At 59.5% G+C, this 19,432-nt stretch carries 11 protein-coding genes and 2 tRNA genes; 3 read left to right on the top strand and 10 right to left on the bottom strand.

Annotated features, from left to right (window positions below; all coding sequences use genetic code 11):
* Positions 1–65: 65 nt before the first annotated feature.
* A complete protein-coding gene (locus N5D61_RS09775; RefSeq protein WP_279892318.1) occupies positions 66–3,359 on the bottom strand; it encodes a transglutaminase family protein in 3,294 nt (1,097 codons plus the stop codon).
* Positions 3,360–3,965: 606 nt separating this feature from the next.
* Complete coding sequence (locus N5D61_RS09770; protein WP_279892317.1) at positions 3,966–6,275, bottom strand: YgiQ family radical SAM protein; 2,310 nt, start codon at positions 6,273–6,275, stop codon at positions 3,966–3,968.
* A 214-nt stretch (positions 6,276–6,489) separates the two neighbouring features.
* Here N5D61_RS09770 and N5D61_RS09765 point away from each other — a divergent pair, with 214 nt between their 5' ends.
* Positions 6,490–9,438, top strand: coding sequence for an RHS repeat-associated core domain-containing protein (locus N5D61_RS09765; protein ID WP_279892316.1), 2,949 nt, complete (start codon positions 6,490–6,492; stop codon positions 9,436–9,438).
* Positions 9,439–9,472: 34 nt separating this feature from the next.
* On the opposite strand, the gene dnaB is transcribed toward N5D61_RS09765, so the two are convergent.
* The 7 genes from dnaB to rnr form a co-directional block, all read right to left on the bottom strand.
* On the bottom strand, positions 9,473–10,870 hold the full coding sequence (dnaB, locus tag N5D61_RS09760) for a replicative DNA helicase (protein WP_108239443.1): 1,398 nt from the start codon (positions 10,868–10,870) through the stop codon (positions 9,473–9,475).
* A gap of 161 nt (positions 10,871–11,031) precedes the next feature.
* Positions 11,032–11,478 (bottom strand): 50S ribosomal protein L9, encoded by a 447-nt coding sequence (gene rplI, locus N5D61_RS09755; protein WP_108239442.1) that lies wholly within the window; start codon positions 11,476–11,478, stop codon positions 11,032–11,034.
* A gap of 20 nt (positions 11,479–11,498) precedes the next feature.
* Positions 11,499–12,395 carry a hypothetical protein gene (locus tag N5D61_RS09750; protein ID WP_279892313.1) on the bottom strand — a complete coding sequence of 299 codons (897 nt, stop codon included), beginning with the start codon at positions 12,393–12,395 and terminating at the stop codon, positions 11,499–11,501.
* A 41-nt stretch (positions 12,396–12,436) separates the two neighbouring features.
* The gene (gene rpsR, locus N5D61_RS09745; RefSeq protein ID WP_037015707.1) at positions 12,437–12,667 is read right to left on the bottom strand and encodes a 30S ribosomal protein S18; all 231 of its coding nucleotides are present in this window, start codon (positions 12,665–12,667) and stop codon (positions 12,437–12,439) included.
* A 28-nt stretch (positions 12,668–12,695) separates the two neighbouring features.
* Entirely contained in the window at positions 12,696–13,118 is a 423-nt protein-coding gene (gene rpsF / locus N5D61_RS09740) for a 30S ribosomal protein S6 (protein ID WP_108239440.1), read from the bottom strand.
* A gap of 248 nt (positions 13,119–13,366) precedes the next feature.
* On the bottom strand, positions 13,367–14,128 hold the full coding sequence (gene rlmB / locus N5D61_RS09735) for a 23S rRNA (guanosine(2251)-2'-O)-methyltransferase RlmB (protein WP_108239439.1): 762 nt from the start codon (positions 14,126–14,128) through the stop codon (positions 13,367–13,369).
* Positions 14,125–16,734, bottom strand: coding sequence for a ribonuclease R (gene rnr, locus N5D61_RS09730; protein ID WP_279892305.1), 2,610 nt, complete (start codon positions 16,732–16,734; stop codon positions 14,125–14,127). The genes rlmB and rnr overlap by 4 nt, the downstream gene beginning before the upstream one ends.
* 216 nt (positions 16,735–16,950) lie before the next feature.
* On the opposite strand from rnr, the gene N5D61_RS09725 reads away from it, so the two are divergent.
* Positions 16,951–17,037: transfer RNA gene (locus tag N5D61_RS09725), tRNA-Leu, on the top strand.
* Positions 17,038–17,289: 252 nt separating this feature from the next.
* Positions 17,290–17,376, top strand: a tRNA-Leu gene (locus tag N5D61_RS09720).
* Between the two features lie 121 nt (positions 17,377–17,497).
* Here N5D61_RS09720 and N5D61_RS09715 read toward each other — a convergent pair.
* A complete protein-coding gene (locus N5D61_RS09715; RefSeq protein WP_279892304.1) occupies positions 17,498–19,432 on the bottom strand; it encodes a methyl-accepting chemotaxis protein in 1,935 nt (644 codons plus the stop codon).

Raw genomic sequence — 19,432 nt, 5'->3', positions numbered from 1 at the left:
CGCTTCCCTGCGGCCACCATTCAAGCCTGACCGCCTGACAGAGGCTGTCAGGCTGGGCCGTACCTCTATCGGTGCAGACGCAAATCCAGCGTCATGGGCATTTCATCGTTGATGGACGGGGCAGGTACCGCCAGCTTGCCGGGCGTGTGCCCGATGCGGAAGAACCGCGCCAAGCGTCGACTTTCGGCCTCATTGGCGTTCACCGGCAGGGTTTCATAATTGCGGCCACCTGGATGCGCGACATGATACTCGCAGCCGCCCAATGAGCGCTGCATCCACGTGTCGACGATGTCGAATACAAGGGGCGCATGCACCGCAATGGTGGGCTGCAGCGCGTTGTACGGCTGCCAGGCGCGGTAGCGCACGCCCGCGACGAATTCGCCGACGCGCCCTGTCGGTTGCAGCGGCACCGGCACACCGTTGCAGGTCAGCACGTAGCGCTGGGGTGGCAGACCGCTGACCTTCAGTTGCAGACGCTCCAGCGATGAGTCGACGTAGCGTACCGCGCCCCCCGCTGCCCCTTCCTCACCCAGGACATGCCACGGCTCCAGCGCCTGTCGCAATTCCAGCTCGATCCCACTGACGGCGTAGTCGCCCACCTTGGGAAAGCGGAACTCCAGATGCGCCGCGAACCACTCGGCACGCAGCGGATACCCCGCAGCGTTGAGCTCAACGATGACATCAGCAAAATCCTGCTCGATGAAATGCGGCAGCATGAAGCGGTCATGCAACTCGGTGCCCCAGCGCGCCAGCCTTGCGGGCGCATAGGGCGTTTGCCAGAACCGTGCAATCAGCGCACGCAACAGCAACTGTTGCGCCAGGCTCATGCGTGCGTGGGGTGGCATCTCGAAGGCACGCAGTTCCAAAAGGCCCAGGCGCCCGGTTGCGCCATCCGGCGAATACAGCTTGTCGATGCAGAACTCGGCGCGGTGGGTGTTACCCGTCACGTCGATCAGCAGGTTGCGCAACAGTCGGTCAACCAGCCAGGGCGGGCACTCTTCACCCGGCTGTGGCATTTGCGAGAAGGCGATCTCAAGCTCGTACAGCGAGTCATTGCGGGCTTCATCGACCCGCGGCGCTTGAGAGGTCGGGCCGATGAAAAGGCCGGAGAACAAGTAGGACAACGAGGGGTGGTTGTGCCAGTAACTCAGCAGGCTGCGCAGCAAATCAGGCCGGCGCAGGAATGGCGAATCTCCGGGCGTGGCACCGCCGAGCACGAAGTGGTTGCCCCCGCCGGTACCGGTGTGGCGTCCGTCGATCATGAATTTTTCAGTGGTCAGCCGGGTCAGCCGGGCCTGCTCGTACAAAAACTCGGTGCGCTCGAGCAACTCATCCCAACTGGACGAGGGCTGCACGTTGACCTCGATGACGCCCGGGTCAGGGGTGATGCGAAAGTTAACCAGACGCGGATCGCTCGGGGGCTCATAACCTTCCAGCAACACAGGGCAGTGCAGCTCTTCAGCGGTGGCCTCAATCGCCGCGACCAGTTCCAGGTACGCTTCGAGCGACTGCAGCGGCGGCATGAAGACGTACAAGCGACCGCCTCGCGCTTCGGCACTCAAGGCCGTACGGGTCAGCCAGTCTGTCGACTGGTCAATCACCGGCACGCGTTCGGCCTGTGGATCATCGTGCTGGTGTAGGCCATCGAGCTGAGCGTCGATCTCGTCGCGATCGGCCAGCTCGGCGAAGTCCTGATTCGGATCGTTCGGATGGATGTAGGGATACTCCGCCGCCTTGACCCAAGGCTGCGAGGCCAGAGGCAGGCGGTACCCCAAAGGCGAGTCGCCAGGCACCAGGCGACAGTGCTCGCCGCGCAAATACCAGCGTCCGCTCTGCCAGCGATCATCAGCCGCCGTACGCGCCAACGGCAGGACATGACCGATGACCTTGTCCAACCCTTGGGAAAACACATTGCTCAACCGCGCCCGTTCCAGTTCGTCGCTCAAGCGCGAATCTTCCGGGCTGACGTTTTGCGGCAAAGCCTGCTCCCGCCACAGGTAATAGAAATTGTCTTCGTAGGCGGCGAAAACATAACGCTCAGGCACCTTCAGCCGCTCGGCGACACTGCGCAGAAAGTGCCCTGCCACGTCACTATTGGCCCCGTAGTCTTCGTTCTCATCGGCGATCAGCGCGGTATTGCGCCACACCGGCTCACCGTCGCGGCGCCAAAAGCAATTGAGCGACCAACGCGGCAACTGCTCGCCCGGATACCACTTGCCCTGACCGAAATGCACCAGACCGTGCGGCGCATAATGGCTGCGCATGCGTTGAAACAGCTCAGCCGAAAGGACCCGTTTCTTCGGCCCCAGCGCAGCCGTGTTCCACTCGCTGCCATCACGGTCGTCGATCGACACGAACGTGGGTTCGCCGCCCATGGTCAAGCGCACGTCGTTGGCAATCAGATCGGCATCGATCTGCCGCCCCAGGGCTTGAATTTCGAGCCACTGTGCTTCGGTATACGGCTTGGTGACCCGAGGAGCCTCCCAGATGCGCTCCACCGACATGTCGTGACTGAATTCGGTTTTGCACGGCTCCACCAAGCCGCTGATCGGCGCTGCCGAGGAGGGGTCAGGGCTGCAGGCGAGCGGAATGTGCCCTTCGCCGGCAAACAACCCGGACGTAGCGTCCAGGCCAATCCAGCCCGCACCCGGCAAATACACTTCGCACCAAGCGTGCAAATCGGTGAAGTCGACATCCGTTCCCGAAGGCCCGTCCAGCGCTTCGACATCGGCCTTCAACTGAATCAGGTACCCCGACACGAACCGTGCTGCGAGCCCCAGGTGACGCAGCAACTGCACCAGCAACCAGGCCGAATCCCTGCAGGACCCAGACGCGCTGTCCAGCGTGTACTCAGGCGTCTGAATGCCGGGCTCCATACGGATCAGATAATTGATGTCGTTCGCCAGCCGCTGATTGAGGCTGACCAGAAAGTCGATCGCAGGCACGGGCGTGCGGTCGATGCTGTCCAGATAGGCCTGGAATTTTGGCGTCAGCGGCAGCTTTTCCAGGTAAGGCAGCAGTTCGTGGTGCTCTTCCTTGGCATAAGCGAAAGGAATGTTCTCGGCGTAGGGCTCGAGGAAAAAATCGAAGGGGTTGAACACCGCCATCTCGGCGACCAGGTCGACCTCGATACGCAGCTCGTCGGTTTTATCGGGAAAAACAAGACGCGCCAGGTAATTGCCCTGCGGGTCCTGCTGCCAGTTGATGAAGTGATTTTCAGGCAGCACCTTCAGCGAATACGACAACACCCGCGTGCGGCTGTGGGCCGCTGGGCGCAAACGAACGATTTGCGGCCCCAACTCGACCGCACGTTCGTAGCGGTAATGCGTGACATGGTGCAAGGCAATGTGAATCGACACGGCGTGCCTCCTGCGAGCCTGAACGGTAGCGGAACCGCGCAAGACTTATGCCATTCAGGTAAGTCATGCGCCTCCGGGGTGGAGCGTGCTCGTGCAGCTAAGCACAGCACCAAAATTGCGCCAACTTAGATAAGGGGTGCAAGGGGTGCGCGTGAATGGGGCAGTCATGGGTGAGCGAGAAAAACCCGTGTCCCCCCGCCGACACCATCACACACTTTTTCTTTCTTGTAGGACTTATTCCCTGCAATCCGTCAGAACGCTCTTGAAAAAAATGGGACCCCCTTTCGACACCCTGGGTCGTGTTAGCGTCTGCCGGACGTAACACCTAGAGCATGGAAGCTCGGCCTATCCAACTGATCAAGGAAGTCTTGCATGCGCCCCATCATTGTTCTGAACGACCCCACCAAGCGAAGAACTGATCGCCAGAATGTGCGAAGAAAAAGAACTCGACCCGGCCACCGGCTGGCCCTCAAGCGGGTTGATATATCAACCCGCGCCCTTCAGAAATGCACCAGACGCTCTGGTGCCAATACAACTTCTTGGAGAGCGCACTAAATAAAACGCCAGCTCGTAAGCTGGCGTTTTTATTTGTAGCGGTATCAAGAATCAGCGTGGAAACACTGGCTGCCGCGATGGCTTTTTCTTACCGCCGTTTTTCCCGCCTTTAGCTGCATCAGCCCTATCTTTGGCTGCTTGTTTATTACGCGCAGCGGCAGCCGCCTTCGCTTCTTCACGCTTGTCCCACGGCTTGCTGCCGTCACTGCCCCGTTGCGGCAGGCCGGTGTGCTGGGTGAGGAGTTTGGTGGTTTTCGCGACCTTGTGGCTGCCAGCAGGCGTCGAGTTCTTGCGACGGGCGCTCTGGTAGCTGTCGGTTTCCGGCTGATGCAGCGGAATCAACTGATGCTTGCCCGGGCCGATCAGGTCGGCCCGGCCCATGCGCTCGAGCGCTTCACGCAGCATCGGCCAACCTTTCGGATCGTGGTAGCGCAAGAACGCCTTGTGCAGACGGCGTTGTTCTTCACTCTTAACGATGGTCACCGGATCGCTCTTGTACGTCACCTTGCGCAGCGGGTTCTTGCCAGAGTGGTACATCGCGGTGGCGCTGGCCATCGGCGACGGGTAGAACGCCTGCACCTGATCCGCCCGGAAGCCATTGGCCTTGAGCCACAGCGCCAGGTTCATCATGTCTTCGTCGGTGGTGCCGGGGTGGGCAGCGATGAAGTAAGGGATCAGGTATTGCTCCTTGCCCGCCTCTTTCGAGAACTTCTCGAACATGCGCTTGAAGCGGTCATACGTGCCGATGCCCGGCTTCATCATCTGGTTGAGCGGACCTTCCTCGGTGTGTTCCGGGGCGATCTTCAGGTAACCGCCGACGTGATGCGTCACTAGTTCCTTCACGTACTCCGGCGATTCCACAGCCAGGTCATACCGCAGACCCGAAGCGATCAGAATCTTCTTCACGCCCGGCAACTCCCGCGCGCTGCGGTAAAGCTGGATGAGCGAGGAGTGATCGGTGTTGAGGTTCGGGCAGATGCCGGGGAACACGCAGGACGGCTTGCGGCACGCGGATTCGATTTCCGGGCTCTTGCAGGCGATGCGGTACATGTTCGCGGTCGGGCCACCGAGGTCGGAAATGACGCCGGTGAAACCTGGCACCTTGTCGCGAATCTCCTCGATTTCGCGAATGATCGAATCGTGCGAGCGGTTCTGGATGATGCGACCTTCGTGCTCGGTGATCGAGCAGAAGGTGCAGCCACCGAAGCAGCCCCGCATGATGTTCACCGAGAAGCGGATCATGTCGTAGGCCGGGATTTTTTCCTTGCCGTACGCGGGGTGAGGAATACGTGCGTAGGGCATGCCGAAAACGTAGTCCATTTCTTCGGTGGTCATCGGAATGGGCGGCGGGTTGAACCAGACGTCAACATCACCATGCTTCTGCACCAATGCACGGGCGTTACCGGGGTTGGTTTCCAGGTGAAGCACGCGATTCGCGTGGGCGTAAAGTACGGCGTCGTTGCGCACCTTTTCCATCGACGGCAGGCGGATGACCGTCTTGTCACGGGTCATGCGCGGGCTGGCGAGGATCTGCACCACCTTGGCTTCGTTCGGGTCTTCAACGTCACCCTTCTCCTGCTCGATGGCACAGGCCGCGGTGTCTTGGGTGTTGACGTACGGGTTGATGATCTTGTCGATCTTGCCCGGCCGGTCGATACGCGTGGAGTCGACTTCGTACCAGCCTTCAGGCGTGTCGCGGCGAATGAATGCAGTGCCGCGTACGTCAGTGATGCTTTCGATCTTTTCGCCACAGGACAGGCGGTTGGCGACCTCGACGATCGCCCGTTCGGCGTTGCCGTACAACAGGATGTCGGCGCAGGCGTCGATCAGGATCGAGTTGCGAACCTTGTCTTGCCAGTAGTCGTAATGCGCAATGCGACGCAGCGAAGCCTCGATGCCACCGAGGATGATTGGCACGTTTTTGTAAGCTTCCTTGCATCGCTGGCTGTACACCAGGCTCGCACGATCAGGGCGCTTACCCGCCAGGCCGCCTGGGGTATAAGCGTCATCGGAACGGATTTTCTTGTCGGCGGTGTAGCGGTTGATCATCGAGTCCATGTTGCCGGCCGCAACGCCGAAAAACAGGTTCGGCTCGCCCAGCTTCATGAAGTCGTCTTTGGACTTCCAGTCCGGCTGGGCAATGATTCCCACGCGAAAGCCTTGCGATTCCAGCAATCGGCCAATGATCGCCATGCCGAACGAGGGGTGATCGACGTACGCATCACCGGTGACGATGATGATGTCGCAGGAATCCCAGCCGAGCTGATCCATCTCTTCCCGGCTCATCGGCAGGAAAGGCGCTGGTCCGAAACATTCGGCCCAGTACTTCGGATAGTCAAATAACGGCTTGGCTGCTTGCATGTCGATGACCAGGGTTCGTAATCAGGAGAGGCGATTCTTCTACGGGAATTCGCGGGCGCGGAGAATAGCACAAATTTTGATCAAATCCGACTGGAACAGTCAGTCTTACGAGCGGTATTTTGAAGGGCGCACTGTCATTTCTGACAGTATCCCGCCGCCTGGCATCGCGGCTAGATTACCGGCACAGCCCTGATAACTGCAGGATGCAGGCATCATGACCGACTCCATGCATCGCCACACACCTTCGCTCACGGTTTTCGACAGCCGGGGCCTGACGGTGCGGCAGACGGCCTACTATCGCGCGCAGATCGACCTGGACGCTCAGGCCTGCGTCAACGCTCAGGTGCATGACAATCAAGGGCGGGTTATAGAGGTGTGGGATCCGCGCCTATTCGAGTTGCGCTCGATCCGACCTGATGTGCAACCCAATCTCGCCATGGTGTACAGCCTGTCGGGGGCCACGCTGTCCAGCCACAGCGTGGATGCAGGTGCCGCCCTCTCCCTTTCTGCAGAATCTGGCGTTGTGCTTGAACAGTGGGACGCGCGGGCGACGCACTGGCAGACGGAATATGACGATTATCTAAGGCCGATTGCGATCCATGAGCAGATGGCGGGGCAACCGAGCCGGACCTGCGAGCGGTTTACCTATGCAGGCAGCGGTAGTGAATCGGCTTTGCGTAATCAGTGCGGGCAACTCATCCGTGTCGACGATAGTGCGGGCACGCTGGCGATCACCGAGTACGGCCTGCTGGGCGGGACACTCATGGAGGAGCGTCGCCTGCTGACGATGATCGAGCCGCCTGACTGGCCGCCGTCAGCGGAGGAGCGTGACGCGCTGCTGGAGCCCGGTCAAGGCGCCATTACCCGCAGGCAGTTCGACGCCACAGGCACCGCCATCAGCGCCACAGACGCACGCGGCCACCAGCAAAGCATGGGGTTGAACATCGCAGGTCAGCTGGCACAAGTGACGCTCACGCTAAAGAACAGCCCTTCTCAGTTACTGTTGCGTGACGTGCAGTACAACGCCAACGAGCAGATCACATCGCAAACCGCAGGCAACGGAGTGATCAGCCAATACCTCTACAACGATAGAGACGCACGCCTGGCCACGCTGAAAACCACCCGCGCAGCCAACGACCCGCTGCAACTGCTGACCTACGGCTATGACCCGGTTGGCAACGTCACCAGCATCACCGACGAGGCCCAGGCCGTGCGGCACTTTGCCAACCAGCGCATCGAACCGATCAACCGCTACACCTATGACAGCTTCTATCAGTTGGTCGAAGCCCAGGGGCGGGAGACGGCCAAGGTCTCCAGCGGCCCGCAGCTGCCAGACATGCAGCCCCTACCCATCGACAGCAGCCAGTGGCTCAACTTCACAGAGCGCTACCGTTACGATTCGGCTGGCAACCTGACGCAGTTGCGTCATGAGGGTAGCCAGCCCTACACCCGCGACTTTGAGGTTGATGGGACCAGTAACCGTGCGCTGGTGAAGTTTGAGGGCAGCGCACCGCCGGACTTTGCCAGCGGTTTCGACGCCAGCGGCAACCTGCAGTACCTGTTCCCCGGCCAGAAAATGCTCTGGGATACGCGCAATCGCCTGTTGAAGGTCACCCCCGTCAGCCGCAAGGACGCAGATGACGACGCAGAACACTACGTGTACGACAGCAGCGGACAGCGGGTTCGCAAGATCGGCACATTGGCAGCCCGAGCGGCCTCCCACACACGGGAAGTCCGCTACCTCCCTGGGCTGGAACTGCGCAGCGACAGCGCCAACGACGAACAGCTGGAAGTCATCGTGATCCAGGCCGGCCGATGCACGGTGCGCTGTCTGCATTGGTCGAGCGGACGTCCTGCCGGCATCGAAAACGATCAATTGCGGTATTCGGTGGACGACCACTTGGGCTCCAGCGTGCTGGAATTGGACGCCCACGCACACCTTATTAGCTACGAGGGCTACTACCCTTTCGGCGGAACGGCTTGGTGGGCGGCGCGCTCGGCGGTCGAAGCGAAGTACAAAGTGGCGCGGTATTCGGGGAAAGAGCGGGATGCCAGCGGCTTGTATTACTACGGACTGAGGTACTACGCGCCATGGTTGATGCGCTGGGTGAGTTCGGATCCGGAAGGATTTGTGGATGGGCTTAATCTGTATTGCATGGTCAGGAATAACCCGATTAATCGGGTGGACGTGCAGGGAGGTCAGAGTTCAGATTTAGATGACGTGCCCGAAGAAGTGCAGCTTGCGATTTTTGTACTTGTGACACTGGCATCCGCAGGGCTTATTTTCTGGCAATTGCGAGACTTTTACGTGAGCGCCGCCACCGCTTACCAAGCTGAAACTAAGGCCAATCTGGCAGCTCGCGCCCAAAGAGATGAAGAACGGACTCAAAATATCAACCGGGCGGTGAAGGGGGCCACCTCCAACTACTCACTTACTTCTGATGAAGCTGATTTGCTTAATGGACGCTACTTGAGGACGCAAAATCCGGTGAGCTGGCTGCATATTGCACAGGACAGTAAGGGCGCCATCAACCTGTACCAAGCGATTAGTGCTGACCAGCACAATGAGCTGGCTAAAGCGAGGCATATACCGTCGAAAGCCCAGAAGCTGGGAATAGACCCCTATCAGTTAAGGACGTCCCGTGAACCGAGGCCACCGCTCACTCTCAGCAACGACTCCTCTGCCAGCGCTAGTGCCAATTCGACGCCGCGCACGTCAATTGACGCCGCGGTGCCGAGTACGAGTGCAGAGCTCAGAACTGTTCAAGAGCGATTCCGGCAAAAACGAGGCTCTACCGTATCGAACGCAAGCCTTGGTTCAGACAACGAAATCACCGCTCCAGCGCCCGCCAGCAGCGCAGCCGGACAAATTTTCACCATGGACCCCAGCGGCTTTTTCGAGGATGCAGATATTGTCGCCTGGCTTCGCGGCCGTCCTGGTATGAAAGACAATCTGAGAGCGGCATTAGATAGGTTCAACCCTAATCGCAAAGGACATACCGGATTACTCCGGATGAAAACGACGGATATCCCCAGTGGCACCGCGGGCGGCAGGGGAGATTTGCGTCTGGGCTTTACCGTCCGGGGTAACGTTTTTTACCCGCAAGCCATCCTGTCACATAAAGGCAAGAAGGGTACGATCCTCGCGCAGCGCCGGGCATAGTCGAACAATCCACACAGGCTCTGCGCAGGGCTCACTACTCATCATCATCAAAGTTGTAACTACCCGGCGCCAGGTTTTCGAAACGGGTGTACTTGCCGATAAACGCCAGACGCACGAAACCAATCGGGCCGTTCCGCTGTTTACCGATGATGATTTCAGCGATGCCTTTGTGCTCGGTTTCCGGGTGATACACCTCATCCCGGTAGACGAACATGATGACGTCGGCGTCCTGCTCGATCGCTCCGGATTCCCGCAAGTCGGAGTTCACCGGCCGCTTGTTCGGCCGCTGCTCCAGCGAGCGGTTGAGCTGGGACAAGGCGACCACTGGGCAGTTGAATTCCTTGGCCAGCGCCTTCAAGGAGCGAGAGATTTCAGAAATCTCGTTGGTCCGATTGTCGCCACTGGAGCCTGGGATCTGCATCAACTGCAAGTAGTCGATCATGATCAAACCGATGTCGCCGTGCTCGCGAACCAGGCGGCGGGTGCGCGCACGCATCTCCGACGGGCTGATACCGGCGGTATCGTCGATGAACAGCTTGCGATCGTTGAGCAGGTTGACCGCCGACGTCAGGCGAGGCCAGTCGTCGTCATCCAGTTGGCCGGAACGCACTTTGGTCTGGTCGATGCGACCGAGCGAGGACAACATACGCATCATCAGCGATTCGCCAGGCATCTCGAGCGAGTACACCAAGACCGCCTTGTCGCTGCGCAGCACGGCGTTTTCCACCAGGTTCATGGCGAAGGTGGTCTTGCCCATCGAGGGGCGACCCGCGACGATGATCAGGTCCGCAGGCTGCAAACCACTGGTCTTCTCGTCCAGGTCGGTGTAACCGGTCGACAAGCCGGTAATGCCTTCGCCCATGTTGAACAACGTGTCGATCCGATCGATGGCTTTGGTCAACAGGTCGTTGACTCCCACCGGGCCACCGGTTTTGGGCCGGGCTTCGGCGATCTGAAAGATCTGCCGCTCAGCCTCATCGAGAATCTCTTCGGCAGTGCGCCCTTCTGGGTTGAAGGCACTGTCGGCAATTTCGTTGCTGATACCGATCAACTGGCGCAGCGTGGCACGTTGGCGGACGATTTGCGCGTACGCCTTGATGTTCGCGACCGACGGGATATTTTTCGCCAGTTCGGAGAGGTAGCCGAGCCCGCCCACTTGAGAAGTCTGCCCCTCCTTGTCCAGTTGCTCGGCAAGGGTCACGACGTCAATGGGCAGGTTCTGATCGGCCAGTTTCGCAATGGCCCTAAAGATCAGGCGGTGGTCATGACGATAGAAATCGCCGTCCGACACCTGATCAAGTACCCGCTCCCACGCGTTGTTGTCCAGCATCAAACCACCGAGCACGGCCTGTTCGGCCTCGATGGAATGCGGCGGTACCTTCAGCGCAGCGGTTTGCAGGTCGTATTGCTCGGGAGCGGAAATATCGTTCATGGCCACACGGTGTCTGGGGTTTGAATCAAAAGTTGATCAACAATACCTAGAAAAGACAAAGGGCACGACCTGTATAACAGGAGCGCACCCTTTGCTGACCGGCTGACGCACAGGTCGTCAGCCAATCGGATCTCGGCACCGAAGCGCCAAAATCGAACAGCTTACGCAGCCACCACGACAACGCGGACGGTTGCTTCAACGTCGCTGTGCAGGTGCACGGCAACGTCGTACTCGCCAACGTTACGGATGGTGCCGTTCGGCAGACGAACTTCGGACTTGGCCACTTCAACGCCAGAGGCGGTCAGTGCGTCAGCGATGTCGTGAGTACCGATCGAACCAAACAGCTTGCCTTCGTCACCGGCGGTGGCAGTGATGGTCACTTCCAGTTCGCCCAGTTGAGCGGCGCGAGCTTCAGCCGAAGCTTTCTTCTCGGCAGCTGCTTTTTCCAGCTCGGCACGACGCTCTTCGAATGCAGCCAGGTTGGCAGCGGTCGCAGCGGTGGCTTTGCCGAAAGGCAGCAGGTAGTTACGGCCGTAACCAGCCTTAACGTTTACTTTGTCGCCCAGGTTGCCCAGGTTGGCGATTTTTTCCAGCAGGATCAGTTCCATTTGGTAATAACCTCTTAACTTTAACCTTCACCGTTCGCAGCGCCGTCATCAGGGCCTTTCGGCACCAGGCGGCTGCGAAAATCAATCAGGCTGTCGACAATGGCAAACACCACCAGCAACGGATAAATCAACTGCATGAACAACACCAGCGTGACGTACAACCCCACCAGCCAGAACCGTGTCAGGTGCTTTGCAGCCACCATACCGTGAACCAGTGCCAGGCCCGCGAACGCCAATGGAACGCTGCACAGCGGCGTAAGCATTGCCAGTTGCGGCCCGAAATTCGGCGCCACCAACATGCACACCAGCAGCACCAGCATCGGTGCCCGCGGGAGCCTCAAGCTGCGAAACTCGCGACCGAAGCCTCCCGGGTTGTACAACAGCGCCTGCCAGTACCGCCCAAGAATCAGGCAGACCACGCTGACGATCTGCAACACCGCCGCTATCAGGCCGTTGAGGACCGGAGTAATCAGTGCGCCCAGACGCGCTCGCTCTTCTACCGACATTTGCTGGTAGACCTCACCGAAAACATGGGGCAAAAGCTTCTGCAGCTCTGCGGCCATGGCCTCGATGGGCTCGCGAAACACGGCGCCCAGGATCACGCCATACAACAATCCAAGCCCCACGCTGACCAGCAGCACGCGAACCCAGGACTCGCTGGCGCGCAACAGCGCCGCCAACCCCCACGAACCCACCAGCACCATCAAGGTGCGAGGGTCCCCGAAGTACCACCAGACAACCGCCGGCAGCAACCCCCAGGCGAGGACGCTCGTCGCATCACTCAACCCGCGTCGCAGGAGCACCAGGCACCCTGCGGCAGCACTCAACCAGAACAGCAGCGGCAATGCCGCACACCCGACCACTACCAGAGTGGCCTGCACGCGACCGCGCATGATGAAGTCAGCCATGGCGCGCATGCGATTTATCCCTTACTGCGTTTTGTCGACTGAACCTGGTCTCAGCGGCCGTGGCTGTCGGTGTAGGCCAGCAGGGCCAGGAAGCGGGCGCGCTTGATAGCGGTAGCCAGCTGACGCTGATAACGAGCTTTGGTACCGGTAATGCGGCTAGGAACGATCTTGCCGGTTTCGGATACGTAGGCTTTCAGGGTGTTGAGATCTTTGTAGTCGATCTCTTTAACGTTTTCTGCGGTGAAACGGCAGAACTTACGACGACGGAAGAAACGTGCCATGTGATTGGCTCCTCAAAAGGTCCGTGGATTACTCGTCAGCGTTATCGCTGTTGTCGCTGTCATCACTGTCAACGCCTTCAGCGTCGGAGTGCTCAGGACGGTCGCGACGCTCACGGCGCTCACTGCGGTTCTCTTCAGCCTTGAGCATCTCGGACTGGCCAGTGATGGCTTCGTCGCGACGGATGACCAGGTTACGGATCACGGCATCGTTGTAACGGAAGTTGTCTTCCAGCTCAGCCAGTGCCTTGCCGGTGCACTCAACGTTCAGCATCACGTAGTGAGCCTTGTGAACATTGTTGATTGCGTAGGCCAGTTGACGACGGCCCCAGTCTTCCAGGCGGTGGATCTTGCCGCCGTCTTCTTCGATCAGCTTGGTGTAACGCTCAACCATGCCGCCGACTTGTTCGCTCTGGTCCGGGTGAACCAGAAAGATGATTTCGTAATGACGCATGAATGCTCCTTACGGGTTGTAGCCTGCCGCCAGAGCGGTCAGACAAGGAGTGAAAAACACGGGTTTGGCTTGCACAGGAACAGGCACATCAGTGCCTGCCATGACAGCAAGGGGCGCAATTGTAGAGAAGGGCCCGAAACGGCGCAAGGTAATTGGCGATTATTTGAACAAACGCGGATTCAACGGCATTGAGCCACAAGCCACAAGCTGATCACGGACGGCTTCAGCTTGTTGCTTGCAGTTGAAGCTCACGACGACCGAGCGGCGGCCTTGGCGGCGCGCTGGCGCATGGCTTCGAACAGGCAAACGCCCGTGGCTACCGAAACGTTGAGGCTGCTGACGCTACCGGCCATCGGCAAGCGAACGAGGTAGTCACAATGCTCGCGAGTCAGGCGACGCATGCCTTTGCCTTCGGCACCCATGATCATGATCAGCGGCCCCGTCAGATCCTGCTGATACAGCTCCTGCTCCGCCTCGCCTGCCGTGCCGACGATCCACAACCCACGCTGCTGAAGTTTTTCCAGCGTGCGCGCCAGGTTGGTAACGGCCACAAGGGGAATGACTTCCGCCGCACCGCAGGCAACTTTTCGCACTGTCGGCGTCAACGTCGCTGACTTGTCCTTGGGCACGATCACCGCCAACGCACCTGCAGCATCAGCCGTGCGCAGACAGGCGCCGAGGTTGTGCGGGTCCGTCACACCGTCGAGCACCAGAATCAATGGCGCCCCCTCTGTGCGGTCCAGCAGCTCGTCGAGCATCGCTTCGCCCCAGACCTGGCTGGGGCTCACCTCAGCGACAACGCCCTGGTGCACGCCTTCGACCCACGCATCCATTTCTCGCCGCTCGGCCTGGCCGACTTGCACTCGATTTTGCGCAGCCAGATCGACCAGCACCTGAACGCGCGGATCGCTACGCCCCTCGGCCAGCCAGATTTGCTTGACTCGCTTGGGGTGATGACGAAGCAATGCCTCCACGGCATGCACACCGTAGATTTTTTCCAGCTGACTCATGACTTGGCCTTAGGTTTACGTGCACCACCGCTTTTGGAAGCCGTGGACGAGCCCGATCCGCCCTTGCGATGCTTGGTTGGCTTCGAGCTTTTGCCCGAACCACTGTCGTCACCCTTGGCAGACTTGCCGCCGCTCTTGGCTTCGGCCAGCAAGGCCTTTTTCATCTCGCGACTCTTGCGGACTTCAGCATTTTTGGCTGCAGCATCGCTGGCGCGGTAGGCTTCGACAGGCTCCTTGGCAGGACGACGACTCGGCTTGGAGAGCGTCACCGTTTCCTTTGCCTTCTCGGCTTTCTGCACCGGTGCAGGCTTCGCTTCGGCAGCCTTGCGCTTGCGACCTGTGGGTGCCATGGCAGGCTTGTCCGACATTTCGAAGTCGATTTTCCGCTCATCGAGATCGACGCGCATGACTCGCACTTCGACCGAATCCCCCAGTCGGAAGCTTCGACCTGTGCGCTCGCCCGCCAGGCGGTGATGAACCGGGTCGAAATGGTAGTAGTCACCTGGCAGTGCGGTGACGTGCACCAAGCCCTCGACGTAGATGTCGGTCAGCTCGACAAACAGACCAAAGCCGGTGACTGCGGTGATCACACCGGGGAACGACTCGCCCACGCGATCCTTCATGAATTCGCACTTGAGCCAGTTCACAACGTCGCGGGTAGCCTCGTCAGCGCGGCGTTCGCTCATCGAGCACTGCTCGCCCAGTTGCTCCAGCGCCGCTTCGTCGTACGGATAGATCCGCGCCTTCGGAATGGTGGGAGCCCCGGCGCGCCGCACGTGGGGCGTATCCTGCTTGGAGCGAATGACACTGCGAATGGCGCGGTGGGTCAGCAGATCCGGGTAACGACGGATAGGCGACGTGAAGTGGGTATATGCTTCGTAATTGAGACCGAAATGCCCGTTGTTGTCGGAGGTGTACACCGCCTGGCTCAACGACCGCAGCATGACGGTCTGGATCAGGTGATAGTCCGGACGATCCTTGATCGACTCCAGCAGCGCCTGATAGTCCTTGGGCGACGGGCCGTCCTTGCCTTTGTGTAGCGACAGTCCCAGTTCACCCAGGAAAGCGCGCAGCTTTTCCAGACGCTCTGGCGGCGGACCATCGTGAACCCGATACAACGCAGGGATTTCATGCTTCTTGAGGAACTCCGCCGTGGCCACGTTGGCGGCCAGCATGCACTCCTCGATCAGTTTGTGAGCGTCGTTGCGCTGCGTCGGCCGAATTTCCGCAATCTTGCGCTCCGAGCCGAAGATGATGCGCGTTTCCTGGGTTTCGAAATCGATCGCACCCCGGGCATGACGCGCGCCCAGCAGAACTTTATACAGCGCATAAAGCTGCTTGAGGTGTGGCAGGACTTCACCGTATTCACCCCGCAGCTTTTTCGCGTCGGCCGTTTTCGAGTGCTCCAGCAACGTACTGACCTTGTTGTAGGTCAGCCGCGCGTGGGAGTGAATAACAGCCTCATAGAACACGTAATCGGTCATCTCGCCGGTCTTGGAGATGGTCATTTCGCAGACCATCGCGAGGCGATCGACCAACGGGTTCAGCGAGCACAACCCATTGGAGAGCTGCTCAGGCAACATCGGCACCACGCGCTCGGGGAAATACACCGAGTTGCCACGCACCTGCGCTTCGGCGTCCAGTGCGGAGCCGATCTTCACGTAGCTGGAAACGTCCGCGATCGCGACATACAGCTTCCAGCCCCCGGAGAACAGCCGCAGCTTGCCGGGTTTGGCTTCGCAATAAACAGCGTCGTCGAAATCACGCGCGTCTTCGCCGTCGATCGTGACAAACGGAAGATGGCGCAGATCGACACGATGCTCCTTGTCTCGCTCCAGCACTTCGGGCTTGAGCCGTCCGGCTTCCTTGAGCACGCCCTCGGGCCACACATGGGGAATGTCGTAAGTGCGCAACGCCACATCGATTTCCATGCCCGGCGCCATGTAGTTGCCGACCACTTCGATCACATCGCCCTGTGGCTGGAAGCGCGGGGTCGGCCAATGGGTGATTTTCACCTCGACGAACTGACCGACCTTGGCGTTGGCGTTCCGTCCTGGCGTCACCAGGACTTCTTGCTGAATCTTGGGATTATCGGCAACGACGAAACCGATGCCCTGCTCTTCGAAATAGCGACCGACGATGGTTTCGTGCGCGCGGGAGACGACTTCCACGATCACACCTTCGCGGCGGCCGCGGCGATCCAGACCCGACACACGCGCCAGGGCGCGGTCGCCATCGAACACCAGACGCATCTGCGCTGGACTCATGAACAGATCGTCGGATCCATCGTCGGGCACCAGGAAACCGAAGCCGTCGCGATGCCCGCTGATACGACCCAGGATGAGGTCGAGCTTGTCTACGGGTGCGTAGGTGCCGCGCCGGGTATAAATCAGCTGAGCATCACGCTCCATTGCGCGCAGACGTCGGCGCAGGGCCTCGATCTGGTCTTCAGTCGTCAGGCCAAACTCGGCAACCAGTTCTTCGCGGGCAGCGGGCGAACCGCGCTCGGAGAGGTGCGCCAAAATCAGCTCACGGCTAGGGATGGGGTTTTCGTATTTTTCCGCTTCTCGAGCGGCCTCGGGATCGAGGGACTGCCAATCGGCCATTAGAATGAATTCACCTTATCTGTATGCAATTAGTTTGGCATATACCCGATTGAAACGCGAAGCCAGCGTTAATAGGGCAATTGCGCGCTTTCAAAAAAAATTTCACTGCGGGTCTTTACAGGCCCGAATCTCATCCGTAAGATGCGCCCCACAACGACGGCACTGCCCACGTTGTAGTTGAAATCAGACGAAATATTCGATTGAAATCAACGATTTGCCCAGATGGTGAAATTGGTAGACACGCCAGCTTCAGGTGCTGGTGACCTTACGGTCGTGGAAGTTCGAGTCTTCTTCTGGGCACCAATTCAACGAAACCGAGCCATGCGCTCGGTTTTGTGCTTTTCGGCATATGAAAAACCTCTCCGCACGAAACCTCCTCCAGCCTAGAACATTTTTATTGCCGCTACCCACTGGGGGCTATGGCGGTCCACGTTGTGCTCATTCCAAGAAAACGCGAAAGAAAAGCGCCTCTGCCGACGGCCTGAATGCCCCAGCGGTAAAAAATCTCAAATTTATGTTGCACTTGGACGAAATATCTAATTAAATCAGCGCCATGCCCAGGTGGTGAAATTGGTAGACACGCCAGCTTCAGGTGCTGGTGACCTTACGGTCGTGGAAGTTCGAGTCTTCTCCTGGGCACCATACAAAACGAAACCGAGCCAAGCGCTCGGTTTTGTGCTTTATGGGGTATGTAAAATCGCCTCGATCACCTGCAGCGATCACCAAGATGCTGCAGGCGCCCTTCCCCACGATCACTCACCCCTCAAGCGCGAAACTGGCCGAGACTGGCCTTGAGCTGCGCTGCCAGTTTGTCCAACGTCTTGCCACTGGCGGTGGTTTCGACGACGGCCTGCGCGGCTTTCTCCGCCTGAGCATGGATCACTTCGACGCGTCCCCTGACCGCTTGAGCGCCTTTGGCCTGATGCTCGGCGGCCCGTGTCGCCAGCCCGATTGCGGCATGAACCTGCTCGACAGAAGCCTGGACACTTTGCTGCAGACGCGCACTGTCTCGAAGCACTTCAAGCCCTTCCTTGGCTTGCCTTCCCGCCAGACCGATGGTGGCGACCGCCTCTTTCGCACCCGATTGCAGTTTGGTGATGTGCTCCTGGATGTCTCCCGTCGAACTCTGTGTCTTACTGGCCAAGGCGCGTACTTCATCGGCAACCACCGCAAACCCGCGACCGGTTTCACCCGCACGGGCTGCTTCGATCGCTGCGTTGAGCGCCAGCAAGTTGGTCTGCTCAGCGATGCCATGAATGACCTCCAGCACCACCTCAATCTGTTCGCTCTGCTTGGCAAGACGCTCGATCACCTGAGCCCCGGCATCGACCTGCCCGGCCAAGGCCTCGATGAGGTTGCCCACCTGATTCGAGGTTCGCGTGTTTTCATCGGTGGCCTGTCGAATATCCACAACCTGCTGCAAAGCCGCCTGCATCGCCTGGCTCTCGGCCTGCGCCTCATCGGCCATCTGGGACAACGCCTGAAGACTGGCCGCGACCTCGTCACGCTGCAATTCAGCCGCTGCATCGGCGCCTGCGTTGCGTTTGCTCATCGCACCGATCTCGACACCCGTCTGCTGGGCAACATCCCCTGCCTCACGGACGATGGGCTGCAACTTGTCAACGAAGCGGTTGACGGCGGAAGCCATATCACCGATCTCATCATTGCTGTTGAGTTTGACGCGCTTGGTCAGGTCACCCTCCCCGGCCGCCAAGTCATCCAGCGCGCGGTTGAGCAGTTGCAGGCGCAACACGACACGACGCCCCAGGACTACCGCCAAGGCAAGAAGAACACCCAAGCCGACCAACGCCAGACCGACACCGATCCTCCAACGCAAGGTCGTCGCAGCATCCTGCACGGCCGCGCTGGTATTGGTCGCCATCGCATCAGCGGAGGACTGGGCAGTTTGCAGCCGTGCACGCAGGGCCGACGAACTCTCGGCAGCCGCTCCGCCCAGGCTGTCAGACACCAGTTGCTCGCCATTGGCGATCAGCGCAGCGAATCGCTTGTCCAGGGCAGCCAAGTCGGCCTCGACCGATGCAGTCGACACGCCCATGCGGACTTTGCCGATCTCAACCCCGTTCGGACTGATCGACGCTTCGACGTAATACACGGAAGGGTCTTTTTGAGCCGCATTCAGCACTTTATCCATCGCCCGCTCCCCTTCACCTTTAGCGAGCAGGTTCTTGATCGATTCGTTATCGCGATTCAAGTAACGAGTGAGGTGTTCACCCTGAGCATCGTCGTAAACCACGAACAGAACGTTGGGATTACGCTGTGCGCGTCGTGCGAATTCGGAAAGTGTTGGGGTGTCGTTGTCCCACATGGCCCGCGGCGCTACAGCCGCCAGAAGCTCGGCCATATCAGTGGCGGAGTCCTTCAGCGCTTTCTCCAGCGTTGCTCGAAGTTGTTTCTGCTCATCCTTCAGACGAGTCGAAAGCCCTGCGCTCAGGCGCTGCCGGGTATTCTGCGAGAGGCTGTCGAGGCTCGCGGTAACGTCGCGGCTCGCTTGCTCAAGTTCGCCCGACAAGTGTTGCGAATCTACACCCAGGCGCGCTGCCAGATCAGCTTCGAGCGCAGTGACGGTGCTCCGGGTAAGGGCGACAGCCACCAGCACTTGCACCAAAAGGGCAATGCCAAGAGCGATGAAAACGGGACGCAGCAAACGACTGCGCAGAAGCGATAGGACGGCTGACAC

This window comes from Pseudomonas sp. GD03842 (assembly GCF_029841165.1).
Lineage (GTDB): Bacteria > Pseudomonadota > Gammaproteobacteria > Pseudomonadales > Pseudomonadaceae > Aquipseudomonas.
This window is presented reverse-complemented; position numbering and strand designations above follow the sequence as displayed.

Bases quoted from the DNA above. Each gene is read 5' to 3' on its own strand.
- N5D61_RS09770 (WP_279892317.1), bottom strand. From the start codon at position 6,275: ATGCAAGCAGCCAAGCCGTTATTTGACTATCCGAAGTACTGGGCCGAA.
- N5D61_RS09765 (WP_279892316.1), top strand. From the start codon at position 6,490: ATGACCGACTCCATGCATCGCCACACACCTTCGCTCACGGTTTTCGAC.
- dnaB (WP_108239443.1), bottom strand. From the start codon at position 10,870: ATGAACGATATTTCCGCTCCCGAGCAATACGACCTGCAAACCGCTGCG.
- rplI (WP_108239442.1), bottom strand. From the start codon at position 11,478: ATGGAACTGATCCTGCTGGAAAAAATCGCCAACCTGGGCAACCTGGGC.
- N5D61_RS09750 (WP_279892313.1), bottom strand. From the start codon at position 12,395: ATGCGCGCCATGGCTGACTTCATCATGCGCGGTCGCGTGCAGGCCACT.
- rpsR (WP_037015707.1), bottom strand. From the start codon at position 12,667: ATGGCACGTTTCTTCCGTCGTCGTAAGTTCTGCCGTTTCACCGCAGAA.
- rpsF (WP_108239440.1), bottom strand. From the start codon at position 13,118: ATGCGTCATTACGAAATCATCTTTCTGGTTCACCCGGACCAGAGCGAA.
- rlmB (WP_108239439.1), bottom strand. From the start codon at position 14,128: ATGAGTCAGCTGGAAAAAATCTACGGTGTGCATGCCGTGGAGGCATTG.
- rnr (WP_279892305.1), bottom strand. From the start codon at position 16,734: ATGGCCGATTGGCAGTCCCTCGATCCCGAGGCCGCTCGAGAAGCGGAA.